This is a genomic window from Paracoccus sp. J55, from assembly GCF_000513975.1.
In the GTDB taxonomy this organism is placed as follows: Bacteria; Pseudomonadota; Alphaproteobacteria; order Rhodobacterales; family Rhodobacteraceae; genus Paracoccus.
The window spans coordinates 31,447-49,130 of sequence record NZ_AZVA01000017.1; the positions used below are offsets into that span (position 1 = coordinate 31,447).

16 protein-coding genes are annotated in these 17,684 nt (G+C 69.3%); 2 read left to right on the top strand and 14 right to left on the bottom strand.

The annotated features are described in order from the left end of the window. The first annotated feature begins 246 nt into the window (after positions 1-246). Positions 247-1,197 (top strand): AraC family transcriptional regulator, encoded by a 951-nt coding sequence (locus PARJ55_RS0114745; RefSeq protein ID WP_028713732.1) that lies wholly within the window; start codon positions 247-249, stop codon positions 1,195-1,197. On the opposite strand, the gene PARJ55_RS0114750 is transcribed toward PARJ55_RS0114745, so the two are convergent. From PARJ55_RS0114750 to peaA, 6 genes are read right to left on the bottom strand one after another with little or no spacing between them, the layout of a single operon-like run. Then, positions 1,101-2,822, bottom strand: a complete 1,722-nt coding sequence (locus PARJ55_RS0114750; RefSeq protein ID WP_028713733.1) for an ABC transporter ATP-binding protein — start codon at positions 2,820-2,822, stop codon at positions 1,101-1,103. The two genes, PARJ55_RS0114745 and PARJ55_RS0114750, sit on opposite strands and share 97 nt — an antisense overlap. After that, on the bottom strand, positions 2,815-3,483 hold the full coding sequence (locus PARJ55_RS0114755; RefSeq protein WP_028713734.1) for a S8/S53 family peptidase: 669 nt from the start codon (positions 3,481-3,483) through the stop codon (positions 2,815-2,817). The genes PARJ55_RS0114750 and PARJ55_RS0114755 overlap by 8 nt, the downstream gene beginning before the upstream one ends. A 1-nt stretch (position 3,484) precedes the next feature. After that, positions 3,485-4,555, bottom strand: coding sequence for a quinohemoprotein amine dehydrogenase subunit beta (gene peaD, locus PARJ55_RS0114760; protein ID WP_028713735.1), 1,071 nt, complete (start codon positions 4,553-4,555; stop codon positions 3,485-3,487). Further along, entirely contained in the window at positions 4,555-4,887 is a 333-nt protein-coding gene (qhpC, locus tag PARJ55_RS0114765) for a quinohemoprotein amine dehydrogenase subunit gamma (protein ID WP_028713736.1), read from the bottom strand. The genes peaD and qhpC overlap by 1 nt, the downstream gene beginning before the upstream one ends. After that, on the bottom strand, positions 4,884-6,341 hold the full coding sequence (gene peaB / locus PARJ55_RS0114770; RefSeq protein WP_028713737.1) for a quinohemoprotein amine dehydrogenase maturation protein: 1,458 nt from the start codon (positions 6,339-6,341) through the stop codon (positions 4,884-4,886). Before peaB ends, qhpC begins: the two co-directional genes overlap by 4 nt. 4 nt (positions 6,342-6,345) lie before the next feature. After that, positions 6,346-7,884: a quinohemoprotein amine dehydrogenase subunit alpha gene (gene peaA / locus PARJ55_RS0114775; RefSeq protein ID WP_028713738.1), complete on the bottom strand. Its 1,539-nt coding sequence runs from the start codon at positions 7,882-7,884 to the stop codon at positions 6,346-6,348. Positions 7,885-8,081: 197 nt separating this feature from the next. Here peaA and PARJ55_RS0114780 point away from each other — a divergent pair, with 197 nt between their 5' ends. Further along, on the top strand, positions 8,082-9,326 hold the full coding sequence (locus PARJ55_RS0114780) for an NAD(P)-binding protein (protein ID WP_028713739.1): 1,245 nt from the start codon (positions 8,082-8,084) through the stop codon (positions 9,324-9,326). A gap of 7 nt (positions 9,327-9,333) precedes the next feature. Here PARJ55_RS0114780 and PARJ55_RS24040 read toward each other — a convergent pair whose 3' ends face one another. From PARJ55_RS24040 to PARJ55_RS0114820, 8 genes are all read right to left on the bottom strand, one after another. Then, positions 9,334-9,522 (bottom strand): hypothetical protein, encoded by a 189-nt coding sequence (locus tag PARJ55_RS24040; RefSeq protein WP_156929497.1) that lies wholly within the window; start codon positions 9,520-9,522, stop codon positions 9,334-9,336. A gap of 246 nt (positions 9,523-9,768) precedes the next feature. Then, complete coding sequence (cbbX, locus tag PARJ55_RS0114790) at positions 9,769-10,695, bottom strand: CbbX protein (RefSeq protein WP_028713740.1); 927 nt, start codon at positions 10,693-10,695, stop codon at positions 9,769-9,771. A 69-nt stretch (positions 10,696-10,764) separates the two neighbouring features. Next, positions 10,765-11,154 (bottom strand): ribulose bisphosphate carboxylase small subunit, encoded by a 390-nt coding sequence (locus PARJ55_RS0114795; protein ID WP_028713741.1) that lies wholly within the window; start codon positions 11,152-11,154, stop codon positions 10,765-10,767. Between the two features lie 12 nt (positions 11,155-11,166). Continuing rightward, complete coding sequence (locus PARJ55_RS0114800; protein WP_028713742.1) at positions 11,167-12,630, bottom strand: form I ribulose bisphosphate carboxylase large subunit; 1,464 nt, start codon at positions 12,628-12,630, stop codon at positions 11,167-11,169. Between the two features lie 14 nt (positions 12,631-12,644). Further along, positions 12,645-13,724 (bottom strand): class II fructose-bisphosphate aldolase, encoded by a 1,080-nt coding sequence (gene fba, locus PARJ55_RS0114805; protein WP_028713743.1) that lies wholly within the window; start codon positions 13,722-13,724, stop codon positions 12,645-12,647. Next, entirely contained in the window at positions 13,724-15,727 is a 2,004-nt protein-coding gene (tkt, locus tag PARJ55_RS0114810; protein WP_028713744.1) for a transketolase, read from the bottom strand. Before tkt ends, fba begins: the two co-directional genes overlap by 1 nt. Before the next feature lie 16 nt (positions 15,728-15,743). Continuing rightward, a complete protein-coding gene (locus PARJ55_RS0114815) occupies positions 15,744-16,616 on the bottom strand; it encodes a phosphoribulokinase (protein WP_028713745.1) in 873 nt (290 codons plus the stop codon). 21 nt (positions 16,617-16,637) lie between these two features. Further along, positions 16,638-17,630 carry a class 1 fructose-bisphosphatase gene (locus PARJ55_RS0114820; protein ID WP_036698003.1) on the bottom strand — a complete coding sequence of 331 codons (993 nt, stop codon included), beginning with the start codon at positions 17,628-17,630 and terminating at the stop codon, positions 16,638-16,640. Between the last annotated feature and the right edge of the window lie 54 nt (positions 17,631-17,684).

A 17,684-nucleotide genomic window follows, 5' to 3' on the forward strand; every position in this document is an offset into this window, starting at 1 on the left:
AAATGTCAAATCCGCAACTGCCTGATTTTGCGGCATGATCCGGGAAAGCGGCGGATTTGTAACGGTTTTTCGCAAGCCCCGTCCCAAGGCCCGCGCGGTGCGGCGATTCTTGGGGATCGTCCGGCGGATATGCTACACTTTGTCGCAACAGGGAAATAGCCGGGGCAAGGCGCGAGACAGCGGCCACCCGGCGCAGCCACGGGAAATGCCATGCAAGGGTCATGGATTCGCGGAGCCATCGCATTCATGCTGATCGGGTCCGAGGCGGACGGCGCCCCGGCTGCCGCTGCCCCGGTGCCGGCGATGCCCTTGCAGACCTTCGTCAACCATCTCGAACAGGAGCGCGCGGCCAGCAGCGACGGCCTGCGCTCATGGCGCTCGGGCGAGGAGATGGAGCTTTCCGCCATCGGCATCCTGGGCGACGCGGTCGCCCCGCGCCGCACGCTGGGCGAGGCGCTGCGCATCCTCGCCCGCGGCTTCCCGGTGCTGCAATCGAACAGCCGGGTCTCGCTCGAGGTGATCGGCGACGAGGCGCATGTCTGCTACCGGGTGCTCGACCCGCGGATCTGGCCGCGCCGGGCGGATGCCGAGCTGACGCTGGGGCTGATCCGCGGCATCTGCGACCGCTACGCGGTGCCGAACAGCGCGATACAGGACCTGTGCTTCGAGCATCAGCCGGATCGCGACCTGCGGGTGCTGGCGCATCACCTGGGCCGCACGCCGCGCTTCGGCCAGGACGAGAACCGCATCGTGTTTTCCGCGCGCGTGCTGGGCAACACGCTGCGCGCCGAGGCCGGAGGCGATGCCATGGCGCTGTCGAAACGGCTGGACGAGGCGCTGACCGAGCTGCGCCGGCAGACTCCGGTCGCGCAGCGGGTGCACCAGCTGATCCTGGCGCAGATGGAACGCGGGCTGGTCAACCAGGCCCATATCGCCGCGCAGCTCGGCATGTCCGAGCGTTCGCTGCGCCGGGCGCTGGCCGCCGAGGGGCAGCCGTTCCACGAGATCCTCGAAGAATGCCGCCGCGTCCACGGTTTCGCGCTACTGGTGCGCAGCGACCGGCTGTTCGGCGAGATCGCGCTGCTGCTGGGCTATTCCGATCAGACCGCCTTTTCGCGCGCCTTCTCGCGCTGGTATGGCGCTTCGCCGCGCGAGCTGAGGAAGATGGGCGCCGAGGAGGTCAGCGTGATCCGCTGATCGAACCGCCCCTCGCGCGCCGGGCCGCTATGGGCGATGAAGATGCGCGTGGCGTCGGCCCGCAGGGTCTCGATGGCGGCGAGGATGCGCCGGCAGGCGGCATCGTCGATTTCCGAGAAGGCTTCGTCGAAGATCAGCACCTCGGCCGGGCGCAGCAGCGCGCGGGCGATGGCGATGCGCTGGCGCAGCCCGCCCGACAGATTGGTGCCGGTTTCGCTGACCGGCGTGGCAAGCCCGGCCTCGGCCCGCGCCCATCCGGCCAGGTCGGCGGCCTCCAGCGCCTGCCACAGCGCGGCATCGCCCGCATCCGGCGCGGCCAGGCGCAGGTTCTCGGCCAGCGTGCCGCGCAGGATCGCCGGGCGCTGCGCCAGATGGGTGATGCGCGCGGCGAGCGCCAGCGGGCGCAGATGCGCGACCTCGGCGCCCGCAAGCCGCACCGCTCCCTCGGCCAGCGGCGCGTCGCGGGTCAGCGCGGCCATCAGCCGCGACTTGCCGATCCCCGACGGCCCATCCAGCAGCACGCGCTGGCCCGGCAGGATCACGGCCGTCACCGAATGATGCGCGGCGCCCTCGGCCCGGGCCTCGCGCAGGGCGATGGTCAGCGGGCCGGGCGGCGGTTCGGCGCCCGCGTCGGGACGGGCCGAGGCGATCACCGCGCCCAGCCGGTCCGCCGCCACCCGCGCCCGGGCCTGCGCATGGTAGAGGCCCAGAAGGTTGCGCAGCGGCCCCGACATCATCCCGGCATAGGCAAGGAAGGCGACCAGCGTGCCGATCTGCCATTCGCCGCGGACCACCTGCCAGCCGCCGACCAGCAGGATGGTGCCGCGCAGGATGGCGGTGATGGTCTGGCTGACCGCGCCCACCGTCTCGGACCAGAGCCGCTGGCGGGTCAGCCCGGCGATCTGCGCCTGCTGCGCGGCGCCGAATCTGGCCGCCCGCTGGTCCAGCGCGCCCAGTCCGCGCAGGGTGGCGCGAGCCGACAGCGTCTCGGCCATCTGCGCGGAAAGCGCGCCGCGCTGGCTGCGCACCTTCTCGGCCAGGGCGCGGGTCCGGGGGCGGGCGCGGGACAGGAACCACAGCTCGAACGGCGCGGCCAAGAGCGGCAGGACCGCCATGCGCCAGTCCAGCGCGATCATCAGCCCCAGCCCGCCGGCCAGCCGGAACAGCGCGCCGACCGCGACCAGGGCGGTGTCGAAGGCGAAGCCCTGGATCTCGGCGCAGTCCCCGTCGAGCCGCGCCATCGCCTCGCCCAGCGGCAGGTCGGGGTGGTCGGGATCGCGTGCCAGCGCCGCGCCGAACAGCCCACCGCGCAGATCGGCCAGCATCCGCGCCGAGGCGCGCAGGTGCAGCATCGAGTTCACCATCCCGAAGCCCACCGCGCCCAGGCCGAGCGCAAAGGACAGCCCGGCCCAGAAGATCAGCGCGCCCATGTCCAGCGCCATGATGCCGGCATCGATCACCTGCCGGGTCAGCATCGGCATGGCCAGCCCCAGCGCCGCCGCGGCAAGCGAGGCCGCCAGCACCACCAGCCCCGAGGGCAGGGCGCGCGCCATCACCGGCGCCAGCCAGCCCGCCGCCTCGGGGCCGAAGATCAGCCGGGCAAGGCGGGCGGCCAGCCTATCCATGGCCGCATTTCCGTTCCGGGCCGTGATGGATCGCGCGCGCTGCCAGCGCGGCGATGGCGGCCGGCCCGTCGAGCCGCCCCGTCCCCGCCATGAACGCCGCCAGATGGCCGGCGACCCGCGCCGCGCCAAGGCTGGCGCCGCCCATCCCGGGCGGGCTGTGCTCGGGCGAATTGCACCAGGCGCCGAACAGCGCCGGGCCAAGCTGCGACAGATCATCCCAGCCGCAGCGCGCATCGCCGGTGGCGGCGATCACGCCGGGATAGGCGGCGGGAAAGCAGGGCGCGCCGCGGGCCGGATGCGCCGCGACCAGAACCGCGCCGCCGGCCACCAGCGCCTCGCAGGCCCGGCGCAGCGGCGCGCGGTCGGCGCTCAGGCCCAGGCTCATGCAGATCACCTCGGGCCGGGCCTCGCCCATGGCGGCGAACCAGCGCAGCGCGGCGGCGACGCGCAGCGCGCTGGTGACAGGCCGGTCGTCGAAGACCTGCGCATGGATGACCGCCGCGCCCGGACAGGCGCGGCGGATGATCGCGGCGACGGCGGTGCCGTGGCCCAGCCGGTCGGGCCGGGCGGGGATGGCCGAGCCGTCGGCCATGAAGGCGCGGGCATCCTCGGCCGGGTCCTCGGGGCCGGGGCCGCTGTCGATCACCCCCACCCGCAGCATGTCATTCGTCCCGCGTGAACAGCCGCACCGAGGCCAGCGACATCGAGGCGTTGCCTGGCAGGTCGACCTGGCCCTTCTTCTCCAGCGTCTCGGCATCATAGGCGGCAAGGTCGCCAAGCGCGCCGCCCAGCCAGACCGTGCTGCCGTCGGTCGAGACGTTCACGGAATAATAGCTGTGCGGCAGCGCCACCCGCTTGATCGAGGCGTTCTTTTCCAGATCGAAGCTTTCCAGCACGTTATAGGCGCCGAAGGCGCGGGTCTTGGCCGGGTTCACCGCGGTCGAGAAATAGAACACGTCCATGATGCGGATTTCGCGCATCGCCATCTCGCCGGTCTCCAGGTCCATGGTCAGCAACCCGGTGCGATAGGCTGCCGGATCTGCCGGGTCGATGTCCTTGCGCGCGGTGTAGAAGGGCGTCGCCATCACCCCCGAGCTTTCGTGCTGGTTCCAGACCGCCAGCACGTCGGGCTGGGCATAGGTCTCGGCCTCCCAGCTCTGGATCGGCTTGTCCTCGATCAGCGTGCCGGTCTCGGGATCCATGACATGCAGGTCGCGGCCCAGCCCGTAAAGCTTCGAGCCGTCGCGGGCCCAGGCCAGCATAGTGATCTGGCGCGGCGCCTCGAAGGCCTTGCGCCGTTCCAGCGTCTCGGCATCGTAAAGCGCGATGCGGGTGGGCTGGACCTCGAAATGCGTCAGCTCCAGCTTCACCGGGCTTTCATAGATCGCCAGCGTCTTGCCGTCGGGGGAAAGCGCGGCGCCGAACAGGCTTTTCACCCGCTCCTCGGGGGTGGACAGGTCGATGCGGCCCAGCGTCTCGCCGGTCACGAGGTCGACCTTGACCAGGCTTTCGGACTTGTTGACCGTGGCATAGGCGATCCTGCCGTCCGGCGCGACCATCGGCACCATGGGCGTGGGGCCGGCGTCGTCGATCTCGATCACCGTCTCGACCGCCATTGTCTGGGTATCGACCACGACCAGCTTGTTGGGCCGCGCCGGGGCCAGGATGTAGTCATGCGCGGCGGCCGGGCCGGCCAGCGCCAGCGCGGCCGCAAGCATCAGGGATTTGCGCATCAGGACGAGCCTTTCGTTTCCGGGAACACCGATTGCAGCTTGCGCCAGTCCTGCATGACGTCGTCGGCGCCGGCGCTCCAGTTCGGATAGGTGTTCAGCGTGTCGGCCACCTGCGCCGGCCACCAGCAGGGATCGGCGCAGCCATACAGGTCGGCCTCCATCGGCTGGCACAGGTTCGAGACGGCGCCGAAGGCGTCCACCTCCCAGCCGGGGTCGAAGGAGGTGGTGCAGCCGACCAGCGAATTCATCGCCACGACCTCCTCCTCGCGGCCCTCGGCCTCGGCTTCAACGAAGGCCTTCGCCTTGGCGTTGGCGGGGATCAGATGTTTCATTGGAGAACCTCCCTTGCTGGGCCGGACCGGGTGATCCGGGGTTCCAATTGGCTGCGGAAGAAGGACGGGTTGGCCTGCATGATGCGGACATAGGATTCGATGCCGAAATCGACCCAGTCCCGCATCAGGTCGCAGTAATGCCAGACCGGCGCGAAGGGATCGCCTTGCCGGGCATAGCTTTCGTGATAGCAGCCGCCGGCGCAGATACTGCGGATGCGGCAGGTCTTGCAGCCAAAGGCGCTGCGGTCCTGCGCGGTCTCGATGAAGCCGGCGAGCTTGGGAATGTCGATGCCGGTTTCGACATTGCCATAGGTCGGCTGGTTCGAACCGACGAAGCGGTGGCAGAGGTGCAGCTCGCCCTCCTTGTCGACGGCCAGCATCCCCAGGCCCGCGCCGCAGGGCACCGCCTTCTTGGTGCCCTGGGCGATGTCGGTCAGCAGTTGGTGCATGTTGGAAAAGCCGATGTTCTCGCCCCGGCAGGCGGCTTCGACATAGCGCCGGCCCAGGGTCTTCATGTCCTCGAAGGCGCGCTTCAGCGCCTCCTGGTCCAGGTTGAAGACCGCGATCGGCCCCGAGGTCGCCGGGCCGAAGCCGACCTCGTGAAAGCCCAGCTCGTTCTTCAGGTGGTCGTGGATGCCGATGACGTCGGTTACGCCGCGCGTCAGCGTCACCCGCACGCCGACCGGGCGCGAGCGATAGCGCGAAAGCAGCATCCGCACATTGCGCGCCACCAGGTCATAGGTGCCCTTGCCGCCCACGGTCTTGCGGTTCGCGTCATGCAGCGCCTTCGGCCCGTCCATGCTGACCGTCAGCGCGAAGCGATGCGCGTCGAACCAGTCCACCAGTTCCGGCGTCAAGAGCGTCGCATTGGTGGTCAGCGAGAAATCGACCGTCTTGCCGAGTTCCGCCGCGCGCGGCAGGGCATAGGCGACGACCTCGCGGATCAGCGGCATGTTCGACAGCGGCTCGCCGCCGAAGAACACCACGTTCACCCGGTCGCGGGCATGGGCCTGCTTCAGCAGCAGCTCGAAACTGGCGCGCGCCGTCTGAAAGCCCATCTTCTGGCCCTTGGCGGGGGTGGTCAGGTCTTCCTTGTAGCAATAGGTGCAGGCCAGGTTGCAGCCGGTGTTCACGTTCAGGATGATCGTGGACAGCGGGATCTCCTCGACCCTGGCGATGGGGCGCGGGGTGTCCGCCGCATCGGCATCGCGCAGGATGTCGAGCGCCAGGAAGCTTTGCAGGCAGTCGGCCAGGGTGTCGGGGGCGTGATGCGCGCCCAGCTCGGCGCGCATCACATCGGGATCGACGGCGGGCGAGCGGCGGAACAGGTCGTAGACGTCGCGCGCCACGCCGTCGAGCTCGAACAGGCTGGTCGTCGGCACATGCATCAGCATGGCATGGCCGTCGACATCGACGCGGTGGGCATTGTGGCGGATGAGGGTCAGGGCTCCCATGGCGTCACCGGATCGGCGCGTCGACGAAGCGCTGCACCGTGGCGTAGAGATGCGCCTCGGCACTCAGCGGCTCGCCTCCGGCCTCGACGGTGGCCACCACCTTCAGGTTGCCGGCATTGTTGGTCTGCATCGGCCGTTCCGGGTTCGGCCCGGCATCGGCCGGCGTGAACAGGCCGGTATCGTCGATCGAGCCGGCATATTTCGCGTCCTGCATCTTTTCCGCCTCCTCGTCGAAATTGTCGGTGGCCCAGCTGGCCGGGAAGGCGCCCAGGGCGATGTCGTCCTCGGTCCCGGCTTCGCCGTCGGGGCCGTTCAGCCAGCCCATCGCCTCGAACTGCGCGGGCACCTTGGGGATCGGGCCGCCATTGCCGCCGATGCGGGCGATGGTCATGTCCGGCACGATGCTCATGCGGTCGGGCCGGTCATAGGCCACCAGTTCGACCTTCTGCCCGCCCAGATCCAGGCTGACCGGGCCGGGCGCGCCGCTGGCGGTCAGCTTCAGCACCGTCACGCCGTCCCCGGCGCTCTCCACGCTGCCGGTAACGCCTTCGGGCAGGGTCAACGCATCGCCCAGGCCGGTGCCCGCGACGCGGACCCGCGTTTCCTCGCCGATCTTCAGCCGCGCGGGGGCGGCCGCCAGCACCTGCGGCGCGCCGTCCGCCTTCACCGCCGCCAGCCTTCCGCCGATCACGTCGCTGTCGGCATGATACCAGCGGCCCGAGAAGCGGCCGTCCTCGAAGGCCATGACCTGGCGGATGGTGGTCTCGCCGTCGCTCAGCGTCGCCCGCCATTCGCCGGCGCCGAGGATGCGGCCGGTGCCAGCAAAGCTCCGGCTGCCATCGGCGAAGTCGAGGGTCATGGTCACCTCGTAATCCTCGCCCGCCTTCTTCAGCGCCAGCCGGCCGGTATAGTCGCCGCGCCCCGGCTGCCGCCCGGCCAGCACGTAATCGCCCGAGGCATCGCCGGCAAAGGCGGCCGGCGCCTCGCCCAGCGGATAGGTCTTGGCCAGGAAGGGGATGATCTCGGCCTGGGCGATGCCCCACCAGTCGCGATCCCGCGCCAGCGCCTGGTATTCCAGCGTCGGGAACTGGCCGAGGTGGAAGTTGACCAGATGCGTCCAGTCCTCGGGGGTGCGGCGCTGCAAGGCGACGCGGGCATAGGAATGGCAGCGGCCGCAGGTCTGGGTCATCAGCGTGTCGGGGCCCTCGTCCCAGGCCACCGGCTCGCGTTCCAGGATGTAGCGGCGCTCTTCGGTCTCGGAAAGCGTCAGGCCGCGGGTGTCGGACAGGTAGCGCACCACCGCCGCGCGTTCCTCGGGCTGCAGGGCGACCCCGTGGTTGCGCATCATCCGCGTCACGGTCATGTCCCAGCCCTCGGGCGTCTTGCGGGCGGCGTCGATGCGCTCCCAGCGACCGTCCTCGTGCTTGACATGGCAGGCGGCGCAGGCGTTCTCCAGCACCTCCTCTCCGGTTGCCGCAAGGGCCGGGCTGGCGGCGGCAAGGGCTGCGGCAGAGACCAGCGCGGTTCGGGTCAATGGCTTCATCTGGCGGTTTCCTCTGGCTGGCCGGGCGGGGCCCGATTGCTTCGCCATCCAGAAAAGCGCCAGCCGGGGCGGCATTCTTGTCATTCCCGGCCAAAGGCGCGGCAGATGGTCGCGCCGGGCCATTCTGGCCGGAAATGTCAGGTATCGCCTTCCCGGCCGGAGGCAGACTGCACGGCATCGCAGCACAGGAGGCGGGAATGAGGCGCCATGCCGATCTGATCGTGCTGGGGGGCGGACCTGCGGGCGCCGTCTCGGCCTGGCTGGCGGCGCGCGACGGGCTCGACGTGCTGCTGGTCGATCCCGACCGCCAGGCCCCCCGGCTGGAAGGGTTAAGCCCGCGCCTGCATCGCTGGCTGGCCCGGCAGGGGCTGCTGCGCGGCTTTTCCGCGATCCACGGCCCGCTGCGGCGGCAGGTCGATTGGGCCGGGATCAGCGACAGCAATGCCGAACATGTGGTCCTGCGCCACGCGCTCGACGCGCATCTGCGCCGGGCGGCGGCGGCGGCCGGCGCGGTTCCGGTCGTCGCCAGCGGCAGGCCCGAGGCGGGCGGGGCGGTGCTTTCGGACGGCCGGCAGCTGCGCGCGCCGCTGGTGATCGACGCGCGCGGCCGCAAGGCGCCGGCGGCGGGCGGGCGGGCGCCCGCCACGGTGGCGCTCAGCGGCTGGGTCGCGGCCGAGGCGGCGGCGTCCGGCATCCGGCTGGCTGCCTTCGCGGGGGGCTGGCTGTGGCGCGTGGCCCTGCCGGACGGCCGGGTCTGGGCGCAGGCGCTGCTGGACGCCGCCGGCCCGGGCAGCCCCGAGGAGCGGCTGCGCGCCGCCATTGCCGAGGCCGAGCCCGGGCTCGAAGCCGTTCCGGCCGGCGCGGTGCTGGCCCGCGAGGCTGCGCCGCGCCTGCCGGCCCCGGTCTCGGATCTGTCGCTGCTGCGTGTCGGCGACGCCTTCGCCGCCATGGACCCGCTGTCCGGGCATGGCCAGTTCTGGGCGGTCTCCAGCGCGCTCGCGGTCGCCGCCGTCCGCCGCACCCTGGCCGCGAGACCGGAATCGGAGGCGCTCTGCCGCCGTTTCCTGAACCGCCGCGCCTTCGAGACGAGCCTGCACCAGATGCGCGTCGGCCGCGACTTCCTGCGCGCCGAGACCCGCTTCGGCGCAGCCCCCTTCTGGTCGGCGCGGCACGCCTTTCCCGACGACCGGCCGCTGGCGGTGCCGGCCGCGCCGCGGATCGCGCCGGGCATCGTCATCGAGAACGGGCTGCTGGCGCGGCGCGAACTGCTCCGCACCCCGCGCTCGCCCGGCGGCATCGGCTGGTTCGGTGCCATTCCCGCGGCCGAAGTCTGGCGGCGCTGGCAGCAGGGCGGCGCGCCGGCGCTGCAGGCGCGCTGGGGCGAGGCGGCCCCGACCCTGGCCCGCCGCCTTCAGGCCGAGATCGGCCCCGAGCCCGCCTGAACCGCGGTCAGGGCCCGCCGCCGGCGAGGCCGGTGCGGGAACCGTCGCGGCCGCCGGGATCATGCGGATGCCGGTCGGCCTCGGCCGGGAAGGGCAGGTCGAAAGGGGCATGGCAAAGCGGACAGCGGCGGGCGGCGGCGCGCGGCACGTGCCGGCCGCATTGCGGGCAGGGCATGGGCAGGGCGGATCGGGTCATCCCGATACCCGGCTGCAAAGGCAAGCCCCGGCGCGGCCATGCCCGCCATCGTCGCACCCGCGCGCCCGAAAGAACCCGCCCGCCGGATCGCACCGGGTCGCATAATCGCCATAACCAAACTGTTTCACTGTTCAACCTGCTCAAAAAAGGAAGCGTCATCGTCCGCAACGCTTCCCTCCAACATGACGCCCCCCGCCGGCCTTTCAAGTCCCTGCCGGCTGCGGGCGGGGCGGCAAGCTGTCGCGGTCAATCCGTCCCGGTGCCACGCCCCCCGTCGAGGTCGAGCCCGCCCGAGAACACCCGGCTGGCGCGGATATCCGCCGCGGTGATGGTCGAGAGCGCCCGCGCATCGACCGGCGCGTCGCCGGAGAACAGCCGGTTGGCCTGCCGCAGCCGCGCCCGGTCCAGCGCATTGCGGATCGAACGGGCATTGGCGAAATGCGGCTGGTCGCGGCGCAGGCGGATATATTCCTCCATGGCCAACCGCCCGCCCTCGTCGAAGCCGTAGCCCTGCGCCTCCAGCATCGAGGCCGAGATCCGCCCGAGTTCCTCGTCCGTATAATCGGGAAACTCGATGTGATGGGCGATGCGCGACCGGAAACCCGGATTGGCCGAGAAGAAGCGGTCCATCCGCTTGGCATAGCCGGCCATGATCACCACCAGGTCGTCGCGGTTGTTCTCCATCACCTGCAGCAGGATCTCGATCGCCTCCTGGCCATAGTCGCGCTCGTTGTCGGGCTTGTAGAGGTAATAGGCCTCGTCGATGAACAGCACGCCGCCCATGGCCTTCTTCAGCACCTCCTTGGTCTTGGGGGCGGTATGGCCGATATATTGCCCGACCAGGTCGTCGCGGGTGACGCTGACCAGATGGCCCTTGCGCACATAGCCCAGCCGGTGCAGCAGCCCGGCCATCTTCAGCGCCACCGTGGTCTTGCCGGTGCCGGGATTGCCGGTAAAGCTCATGTGCAGCGTGGGCGTCTCATGGGCCAGTCCCAACTCGCGCCGCGCCCGGTCCACCAGCAGCAGCGCCGCCGTCTCGCGGATCCTCTGCTTGACCGGCGCCAGCCCGATCAGCTCGCGGTCCAGCTCGTCCAGGATCTCGCGCACGCCCGAGGATTCATACTCGGCCTTCAGATCGACCGTGGCGGTCTTCTCGCCCATATCGCCATCCATAAGGCTTTCTCCGTTTTCCAAATACCCCCGGGGGTCCGGGGGCAGGCAGCCCCCGGCCCGGCAGCGCCCTCAGCCGACCAGCTCATGCGTATAGCGGATATGCCGGCCGTCGGCCTCCATCCGCCAGGTCCTGAAGCTCGGCTCCGATTTCGGCCGGTTGACGATGAAGGACATCATCACCGTCTCCCATCCCCGGGTGCTGTCGAAGGCGTTGATGCGGATATAGCTGTCGCCATGCGCCTTGCGGCACTCGTCCAGTTCCATCATCACGCCCTTGGCGTCCCGAAGGTCGAACATGGGATTGCCCCACATCTCCCAATAGGTATTGCGGGGATGCGGCTCGTCGGTGAACTCGATCCCGACCGCCCAGTCCCTCGACAGGATATAGTCCACCTGGTCGCGGATCTGATTGTCGTCCAGATCCGGCAGGAAGGAAAAGCAGCCCTGAGTGATACGCATTTTCTCTCTCCCTTAGCTGACGGACGCGGTCGGAACGAAATCCGAGGTGTCGGTCGAGGTATAGTTGAAGGTGATGTTGCCCCAGGTATCCAGCGCCGCCTCCAGCGGCTTGCACCACTTGGCGGCGCGGCGCAGGACCTCGGGGCCCTCGGTTGCGATATCGACGCCCTCGTTGCGGGCCAGGACCATGGCTTCCAGCGCCACGCGGTTCGCGGTCGCGCCGGCCTGGATGCCCATCGGGTGGCCGATGGTGCCGCCGCCGAATTGCAGCACCACGTCGTCGCCGAACAGGTCCAGCAGCTGGTGCATCTGCCCGGCATGGATGCCGCCCGAGGCGACGGGCATCACCTTCTTCAGGTTGCCCCAGTCCTGCTCGAAGAAGATGCCGCGCGGCAGGTCCACTTCGTTCACCATCTCGCGGCAGACGTTGTAATAGCCCTGCACGGTCAGCGGATCGCCTTCCAGCTTGCCGACGGCGGTGCCGCAATGCAGGTGGTCGACGCCCGCCATGCGCAGCCATTTGGCGATGACGCGGAAGCTGATGCCGTGGTTCTTCTGCCGGGTATAGGTGCCGTGCCCGGCGCGGTGCATGTGCAGGATCATGTCGTTCTGCCGGCACCAGTTGCTGATCGACTGGATCGCCGTCCAGCCGACGATCAGGTCCACCATGACGATGACCGAGCCGAGTTCCTTGGCCAGTTCGGCGCGGCGATACATCTCCTCCATGGTGCCGGCGGTGATGTTGAGGTAATGGCCCTTGACCTCGCCGGTGGCGGCCGTGGCCTTGTTCACCGCTTCCATGCAGTAAAGGAAGCGGTCGCGCCAATGCATGAAGGGCTGCGAGTTGATGTTCTCGTCGTCCTTCATGAAGTCGAGCCCGCCCTTCAGCCCCTCATAGACCACGCGGCCGTAGTTCTTGCCCGACAGTCCCAGCTTGGGCTTGGTGGTGGCGCCCAGCAGGGGGCGGCCGAACTTGTCCAGCCGCTCGCGCTCGACCACGATGCCGGTGGGCGGGCCGGCAAAGGTCTTCATGTAGGCGACCGGGAAGCGCATGTCCTCCAGCCGGGCGGCCAGCAGCGGCTTGAAGCTGAAGACGTTGCCGATGATCGAGGCGGTAACATTGGCGATGGAGCCTTCCTCGAACAGGATCAGGTCATAGGCGACATAGCAGAAATACTGCCCCGGCTGGCCCGGCACCGGCTCGACCTTATAGGCCTTGGCGCGATACTGGTCGCAGGCGGTCAGCCGGTCGGTCCAGACCACGGTCCAGGTCGCGGTCGAGCTTTCGCCGGCCACCGCCGCCGCCGCCTCGATCGGGTCCACGCCATCCTGCGGGGTGATGCGGAACAAGGCCAGCACATCGGTGTCCTTGGGCTGGTAGTCGCCGTCCCAATAGCCCATCTGGGCGTATTTCAGCACCCCGGCGGCATAGCGCTTCTTCTTGTCGGTGATCTCGGACTTGCTCAATTCGTTCATCGGGCTTCCTCCTCTCAGGCGGCTTTCGCGCCGGTGATTGCCGGGTCCAGAGCCCCCGACGCATAGCGTTTGGCCATCTCGTCCATCGGGACGACCTTGATCGTGCCGGCATGGCCGGCGGTGCCGAAACGCTCGAAACGGTCGCGGCAGAGCGCGGTCAGTTCCTGCATCGCCGGGATCAGGAATTTCCGCGGGTCGAATTCCTCGGGGCGCTCGCGGGCGACCTTGCGGAAATGCCCGGTCATCGCCATGCGGCAATCGGTGTCGATGTTGACCTTGCGCACGCCGTGGCGGATGCCGCGTTCGATCTCCTCGACCGGGACGCCGTAGGTCTGGGGCATCTCGCCGCCCGCCCTGTTGATCAGATCCTGCAGGTATTGCGGCACCGAGCTGGAGCCGTGCATGACCAGATGCGTGCCGGGCAGCCGTTCATGGATCGCCTCGATCACATGCATGGCCAGGATGTCGCCATCGGGCTTGCGGCTGAACTTGTAGGCGCCGTGGCTGGTGCCGCAGGCGATGGCCAGCGCGTCGCAGCGGGTGCGGGCGACGAAATCCACCGCCTGGTCCGGGTCGGTCAGAAGCTGGCTGTGATCGAGCTTGCCTTCGGCGCCCGAGCCGTCCTCGGCCGCTGCCTCGCCGGTTTCCAGCGAGCCCAGCACGCCCAGCTCGCCCTCGACCGAGGCGCCGACGGCATGGGCGGCCTCGGAGACCTTGGCCGTCACCGCGACGTTATAGTCGTAATCGGCGGGCGTCTTCATGTCCTCATGCAGCGAGCCGTCCATCATCACGCTGGTAAAGCCGTGGCGGATCGCCGACATGCAGGTCGCGAGATTGTTGCCATGATCCTGGTGCAGGCAGATCGGGATGGCCGGGTTCATCTCGGCCAGCGCCTCGACCATGCGCCGCAGCATGATGTCGCCGGCATAGGAGCGGGCGCCGCGGCTGGCCTGCAGGATCACCGGCGCATCGACCTCGGCCGCGGCCTTCATGATGGCCAGGCCCTGTTCCATGTTGTTGATGTTGAAGGCGGGCACGCCGTAGCCATGCTCGGCGGCGTGGTCCAGAAGCTGTCGCAGCGTGATGAGGGCCATCACTTTCCTCCCTGGATAAGCTGGTTGGCAAGATCGGCGGCACGTTCGGCGGTGATGCCGAAATGCCGGTAGAGCGCCGGGGCAGGGGCCGAGGCGCCAAAGCCCGCCATGCCGATGAACCCGTCGCCGGGCCGCAGGATCAGCCCGTCCCAGCCCTGGCGGACCAGCGCCTCGATGCCGATGCGCGGGGCGCGGCCCAGCACAGCCTCGCGCTCGGCCTGCGGGCGTTCGGCGAACAGCTCGAAGCAGGGGGCGGAGACGACGGCGGCCCGCACGCCCTGCGCGGCCAGCAGGTCCGCCGCGTCCAGCGCGATCTCGACCTCCGAGCCGGTGGCGATCAGCGTCACGTCGCGCGCGCCCTCGGTCTCGCGCAGGACATAGGCGCCCTGCCGGGTCAGGTTCTCGTCGTCGGGTTCCAGCCGCACGGCGGGCAGGTTCTGGCGCGAGAGGCAGAGGACCGAGGGCGTGGCAGGCGCTGTCAGCGCGATCTCCCATGCCTCTGCGGTCTCGACCGCGTCGGCGGGGCGGAACACCATCAGGTTCGGGATCGCCCGCAGCGCCGCGACATGCTCGACCGGCTGGTGGGTCGGGCCGTCCTCGCCCAGCCCGATGCTGTCATGGGTCATCACATGGACCACCGGCACCCCCATCAGCGCCCCCAGCCGGATCGCGGGCCGGGAATAGTCGGAAAAGGCCAGGAAGGTGCCGCCATAGGGGATGAGCCCGCCATGAAGGGCGATGCCGTTCATGATCGCGGCCATGCCGTGTTCGCGAATGCCGTAATGGATATAGCGGCCCAGCCGCTCGGTGGGCGTAACCGCGACCATGCCCTTGCTGCGGGTGTTGTTCGAGCCGGTCAGGTCGGCCGAGCCGCCCACCGTGTTCGGCAGGGTGGCGTTCACGACCTCCAGCGCCATTTCCGACGCCTTGCGGGTCGCGACCTTCGGCCGGTCGGCGGCCAGTTTCGCGCTATGGTCGCGGATGGCGCTGCGCAGCGCCGCAGCATCGGGCGCGGCCAGCATGGCAGAGAAAGCGGGCTTGAGAGGGGATAGATCAAGCCGTTCCTGCCAGGCCGACCGCGCCGCTGCCCCTCGCGCGGAGACAGAGCGCCAGGAGTCCAGGATGTCCTGCGGGATTTCGAAGGGTTCGTGCGGCCAGTCCAGATGCGCGCGGGCCGCCGCGATCTCGTCGGCGCCCAGCGGCGCGCCATGCACGTCGTGGCTGCCCTGCTTGTTCGGCGCGCCGTAGCCGATCACCGTCCTGCAGGCGATGAGCGAGGGGCGCTCGTCGGCCCGCGCGGCCTCGATGGCGGTGGCCACCGCCTCGCGGTCATGGCCGTCCACCGCCTGCACATGCCAGCCCGCGGCGGCAAAGCGCGCCGGCTGGTCGGTCGAGGTCGAAAGCCCGGTGCCGCCGTCGATGGTGATGCCGTTATCGTCCCACAGCACGATCAGCCGGCCCAGCCGCTGGTGGCCGGCAAAGTCGATGGCCTCGTGGCTGATGCCCTCCATCAGGCAGCCGTCGCCGCAGATGACATAGGTCCGGTGGTCCACAAGGTCGTCGCCGAAGCGGGCGTTCATCATCCGCTCGGCCAGCGCCATGCCGACGGCGGTGGCGAGCCCCTGGCCCAGCGGGCCGGTGGTGGTCTCGATGCCCTTGGCATGGCCGTATTCGGGATGGCCGGCGGTGCGCGCGCCCAGCTGGCGGAAATTCCGCAGCTGGTCCATGTCCATGTCGTCATAGCCCAGCATGTGGTTGATCGCATAGACCAGCATCGAGCCATGCCCGGCCGACATCACGAAACGGTCGCGGTCGGGCCAGGCGGCATCCGCCGGGTCGATGCTGATGAAGCGGTTGAACAGCACCGTGGCCACGTCCGCCATGCCCATGGGCGCGCCGGGATGGCCGGATTTCGCCGCCTCGACCGCATCCATCGCCAGCGCGCGGATGGCATTGGCCATGGCGGCCTCTTGTCCGGTGTCGATGCGCTGCATCTGGTTCATTGGCTTCGTTCCTCCCTCAGGCGCGTTTCGAGTCGCCGACCAGACGCAGGATCATCGGCGTCAGGATCAGCTGCATGGCGAGGTCCATCTTCGGCCCCGGAATGACGATGGAATTGGCGCGGCTCATCCACGAGCCCTGGATCATCGAGGTCAGATAGGGAAAATCGATGCCGCGCGGGTTCCTGAAGCGGATGACGACCAGGCTTTCGTCCGGCGTCGGGATCCAGCGGGCGATGAAAGGGTTCGAGGTATCGACCACCGGCACGCGCTGGAAGTTGATGTCGGTCTGGGTGAATTGCGGGCAGATCACATGCGCATAGGCATGCATGCGGCGCAGGATCACATCGGTCACGGCCTCGGTCGAATAGCCCCGGCTGGCCTTGTCGCGGTGGATCTTCTGGATCCATTCCAGGTTGATGACCGGCACCACGCCGATCTTCAGGTCGGCCTGCCCGGCGATGTCGATGCCGTCGGTCCTGACCGCGCCATGCAGCCCCTCGTAGAACAGCAGGTCCGAATCCGGGGCGAAATCCTCCCATGCGGTGAAATTGCCGGGGGGGACGCCAAAGCGTTCGGCCTCGCGCTCGTCATGGACGTAATGCCGGGTCTGGCCGGTGCCGGTCTCGCCATAGTGGCGAAAGACCTGTTCCAGCCGCTCCAGCTCGTTGGCCTCCAGGCTGAAATGGCTGAAGGTATGGTCGCCCGCCTCGGTCCGCCGCGCCAGCTCGGCCTTCATCGCGGCGCGGTCGTAGCGGTGGAAGGCGTCGCCCTCGATGCTGACGGCGGTGATCCTCTCGCGGCGGAAGATCTGGTCGAAGGTGTTCTTGATCGTGGTGGTGCCGGCGCCCGACGAGCCGGTGACAGAGATGATCGGGTGCTTCTTGCTCATGGTGTCCCCCGGTTTTCCAGATCAGGCCCGGAACAGGCCGCGATTGCCGAACAGCGCCGAGATCTCGGTTTCGGGCAGTTCGTGATAGGCGGCGATGCGCGCGACCTTCTCGGCCGAGCCGAAGACGAAGGGCGTGCGCTGGTGCAGCGTCCCGGCGCCCTGGTCGAGGATCGCGGTGCAGCCGTCGGTGGCCCCGCCCCCGGCCTGTTCGATCAGAAAGGCGATGGGCGCGCATTCGTAGAGCATGCGCAGCCGGCCCCGCTCATAGCCCTTGCGGGTGTCGGAGGGATACAGGAACACCCCGCCCCGGATCAGGATGCGATGGGTCTCGGCCACCAGAGAGGCGATCCAGCGCATGTTGAAATTCCGCTCGCGCGGGCCGTCGCAGCCGGCCAGGCAATCGTCGATATAGGCCCGGATCGGCTTCGGCCAGTGCCGGTAGTTCGAGGCGTTGATGGCGAATTCGAAGGCGCATTCCGGCAGGTCCTGCCGGGCCGCGACCAGCCGGAAGCCGCCGCTGTCGGGGTCCAGCGCATAATGCTGCACGCCGTCGCCGAAACTGACCATCATCGCGCAGCGCGGCCCATAGATAATGTAGCCGGCGGCGATCTGCTGGCGGGCCGGGCGCAGGAAACTGGCCTCGGCCGTGGCCTCGGCCGGGTAGATCGAGAAGATGGTGCCGATCGAGACATTGGTGTCGATGTTCGACGAGCCGTCCAGCGGGTCGATGGCCACCGCCAGCCGGCCCTCGGGGTCCAGCGCGACCGCCTCTTGCTGTTCCTCCGAGGCGAGCCAGCGCACCCCGGTTCCGGTCAGCGCCTGCCGGAACAGGTCGTCGGCGATCACGTCCAGCGCCTTCTGGCCGTCGCCGTCCGCATTGGTGCCGACCGGTGCGGCCAGATCGCCGCCCCGGCGAATGATCTGCGCAAGCCGCGCGCCGGCGGCGGCGATGGCCTGCAGCGCGGGGCGCAGCTCCTGGGGAATCCGGTCGGTCTGGATGGTCTTGGCGGTCATCGGCGCTTCTCCTCGCACGCGTCCCGCCTTCTTGTTGACATGTCCTCGTTTTAA

Coding starts and splice junctions, on each gene's coding strand:
- PARJ55_RS0114745 (WP_028713732.1), top strand. CDS start 247: ATGCTGATCGGGTCCGAGGCGGACGGCGCCCCGGCTGCCGCTGCCCCG.
- PARJ55_RS0114750 (WP_028713733.1), bottom strand. CDS start 2,822: ATGGATAGGCTGGCCGCCCGCCTTGCCCGGCTGATCTTCGGCCCCGAG.
- PARJ55_RS0114755 (WP_028713734.1), bottom strand. CDS start 3,483: ATGCTGCGGGTGGGGGTGATCGACAGCGGCCCCGGCCCCGAGGACCCG.
- peaD (WP_028713735.1), bottom strand. CDS start 4,555: ATGCGCAAATCCCTGATGCTTGCGGCCGCGCTGGCGCTGGCCGGCCCG.
- qhpC (WP_028713736.1), bottom strand. CDS start 4,887: ATGAAACATCTGATCCCCGCCAACGCCAAGGCGAAGGCCTTCGTTGAA.
- peaB (WP_028713737.1), bottom strand. CDS start 6,341: ATGGGAGCCCTGACCCTCATCCGCCACAATGCCCACCGCGTCGATGTC.
- peaA (WP_028713738.1), bottom strand. CDS start 7,884: ATGAAGCCATTGACCCGAACCGCGCTGGTCTCTGCCGCAGCCCTTGCC.
- PARJ55_RS0114780 (WP_028713739.1), top strand. CDS start 8,082: ATGAGGCGCCATGCCGATCTGATCGTGCTGGGGGGCGGACCTGCGGGC.
- PARJ55_RS24040 (WP_156929497.1), bottom strand. CDS start 9,522: ATGACCCGATCCGCCCTGCCCATGCCCTGCCCGCAATGCGGCCGGCAC.
- cbbX (WP_028713740.1), bottom strand. CDS start 10,695: ATGGATGGCGATATGGGCGAGAAGACCGCCACGGTCGATCTGAAGGCC.
- PARJ55_RS0114795 (WP_028713741.1), bottom strand. CDS start 11,154: ATGCGTATCACTCAGGGCTGCTTTTCCTTCCTGCCGGATCTGGACGAC.
- PARJ55_RS0114800 (WP_028713742.1), bottom strand. CDS start 12,630: ATGAACGAATTGAGCAAGTCCGAGATCACCGACAAGAAGAAGCGCTAT.
- fba (WP_028713743.1), bottom strand. CDS start 13,724: ATGGCCCTCATCACGCTGCGACAGCTTCTGGACCACGCCGCCGAGCAT.
- tkt (WP_028713744.1), bottom strand. CDS start 15,727: ATGAACCAGATGCAGCGCATCGACACCGGACAAGAGGCCGCCATGGCC.
- PARJ55_RS0114815 (WP_028713745.1), bottom strand. CDS start 16,616: ATGAGCAAGAAGCACCCGATCATCTCTGTCACCGGCTCGTCGGGCGCC.
- PARJ55_RS0114820 (WP_036698003.1), bottom strand. CDS start 17,630: ATGACCGCCAAGACCATCCAGACCGACCGGATTCCCCAGGAGCTGCGC.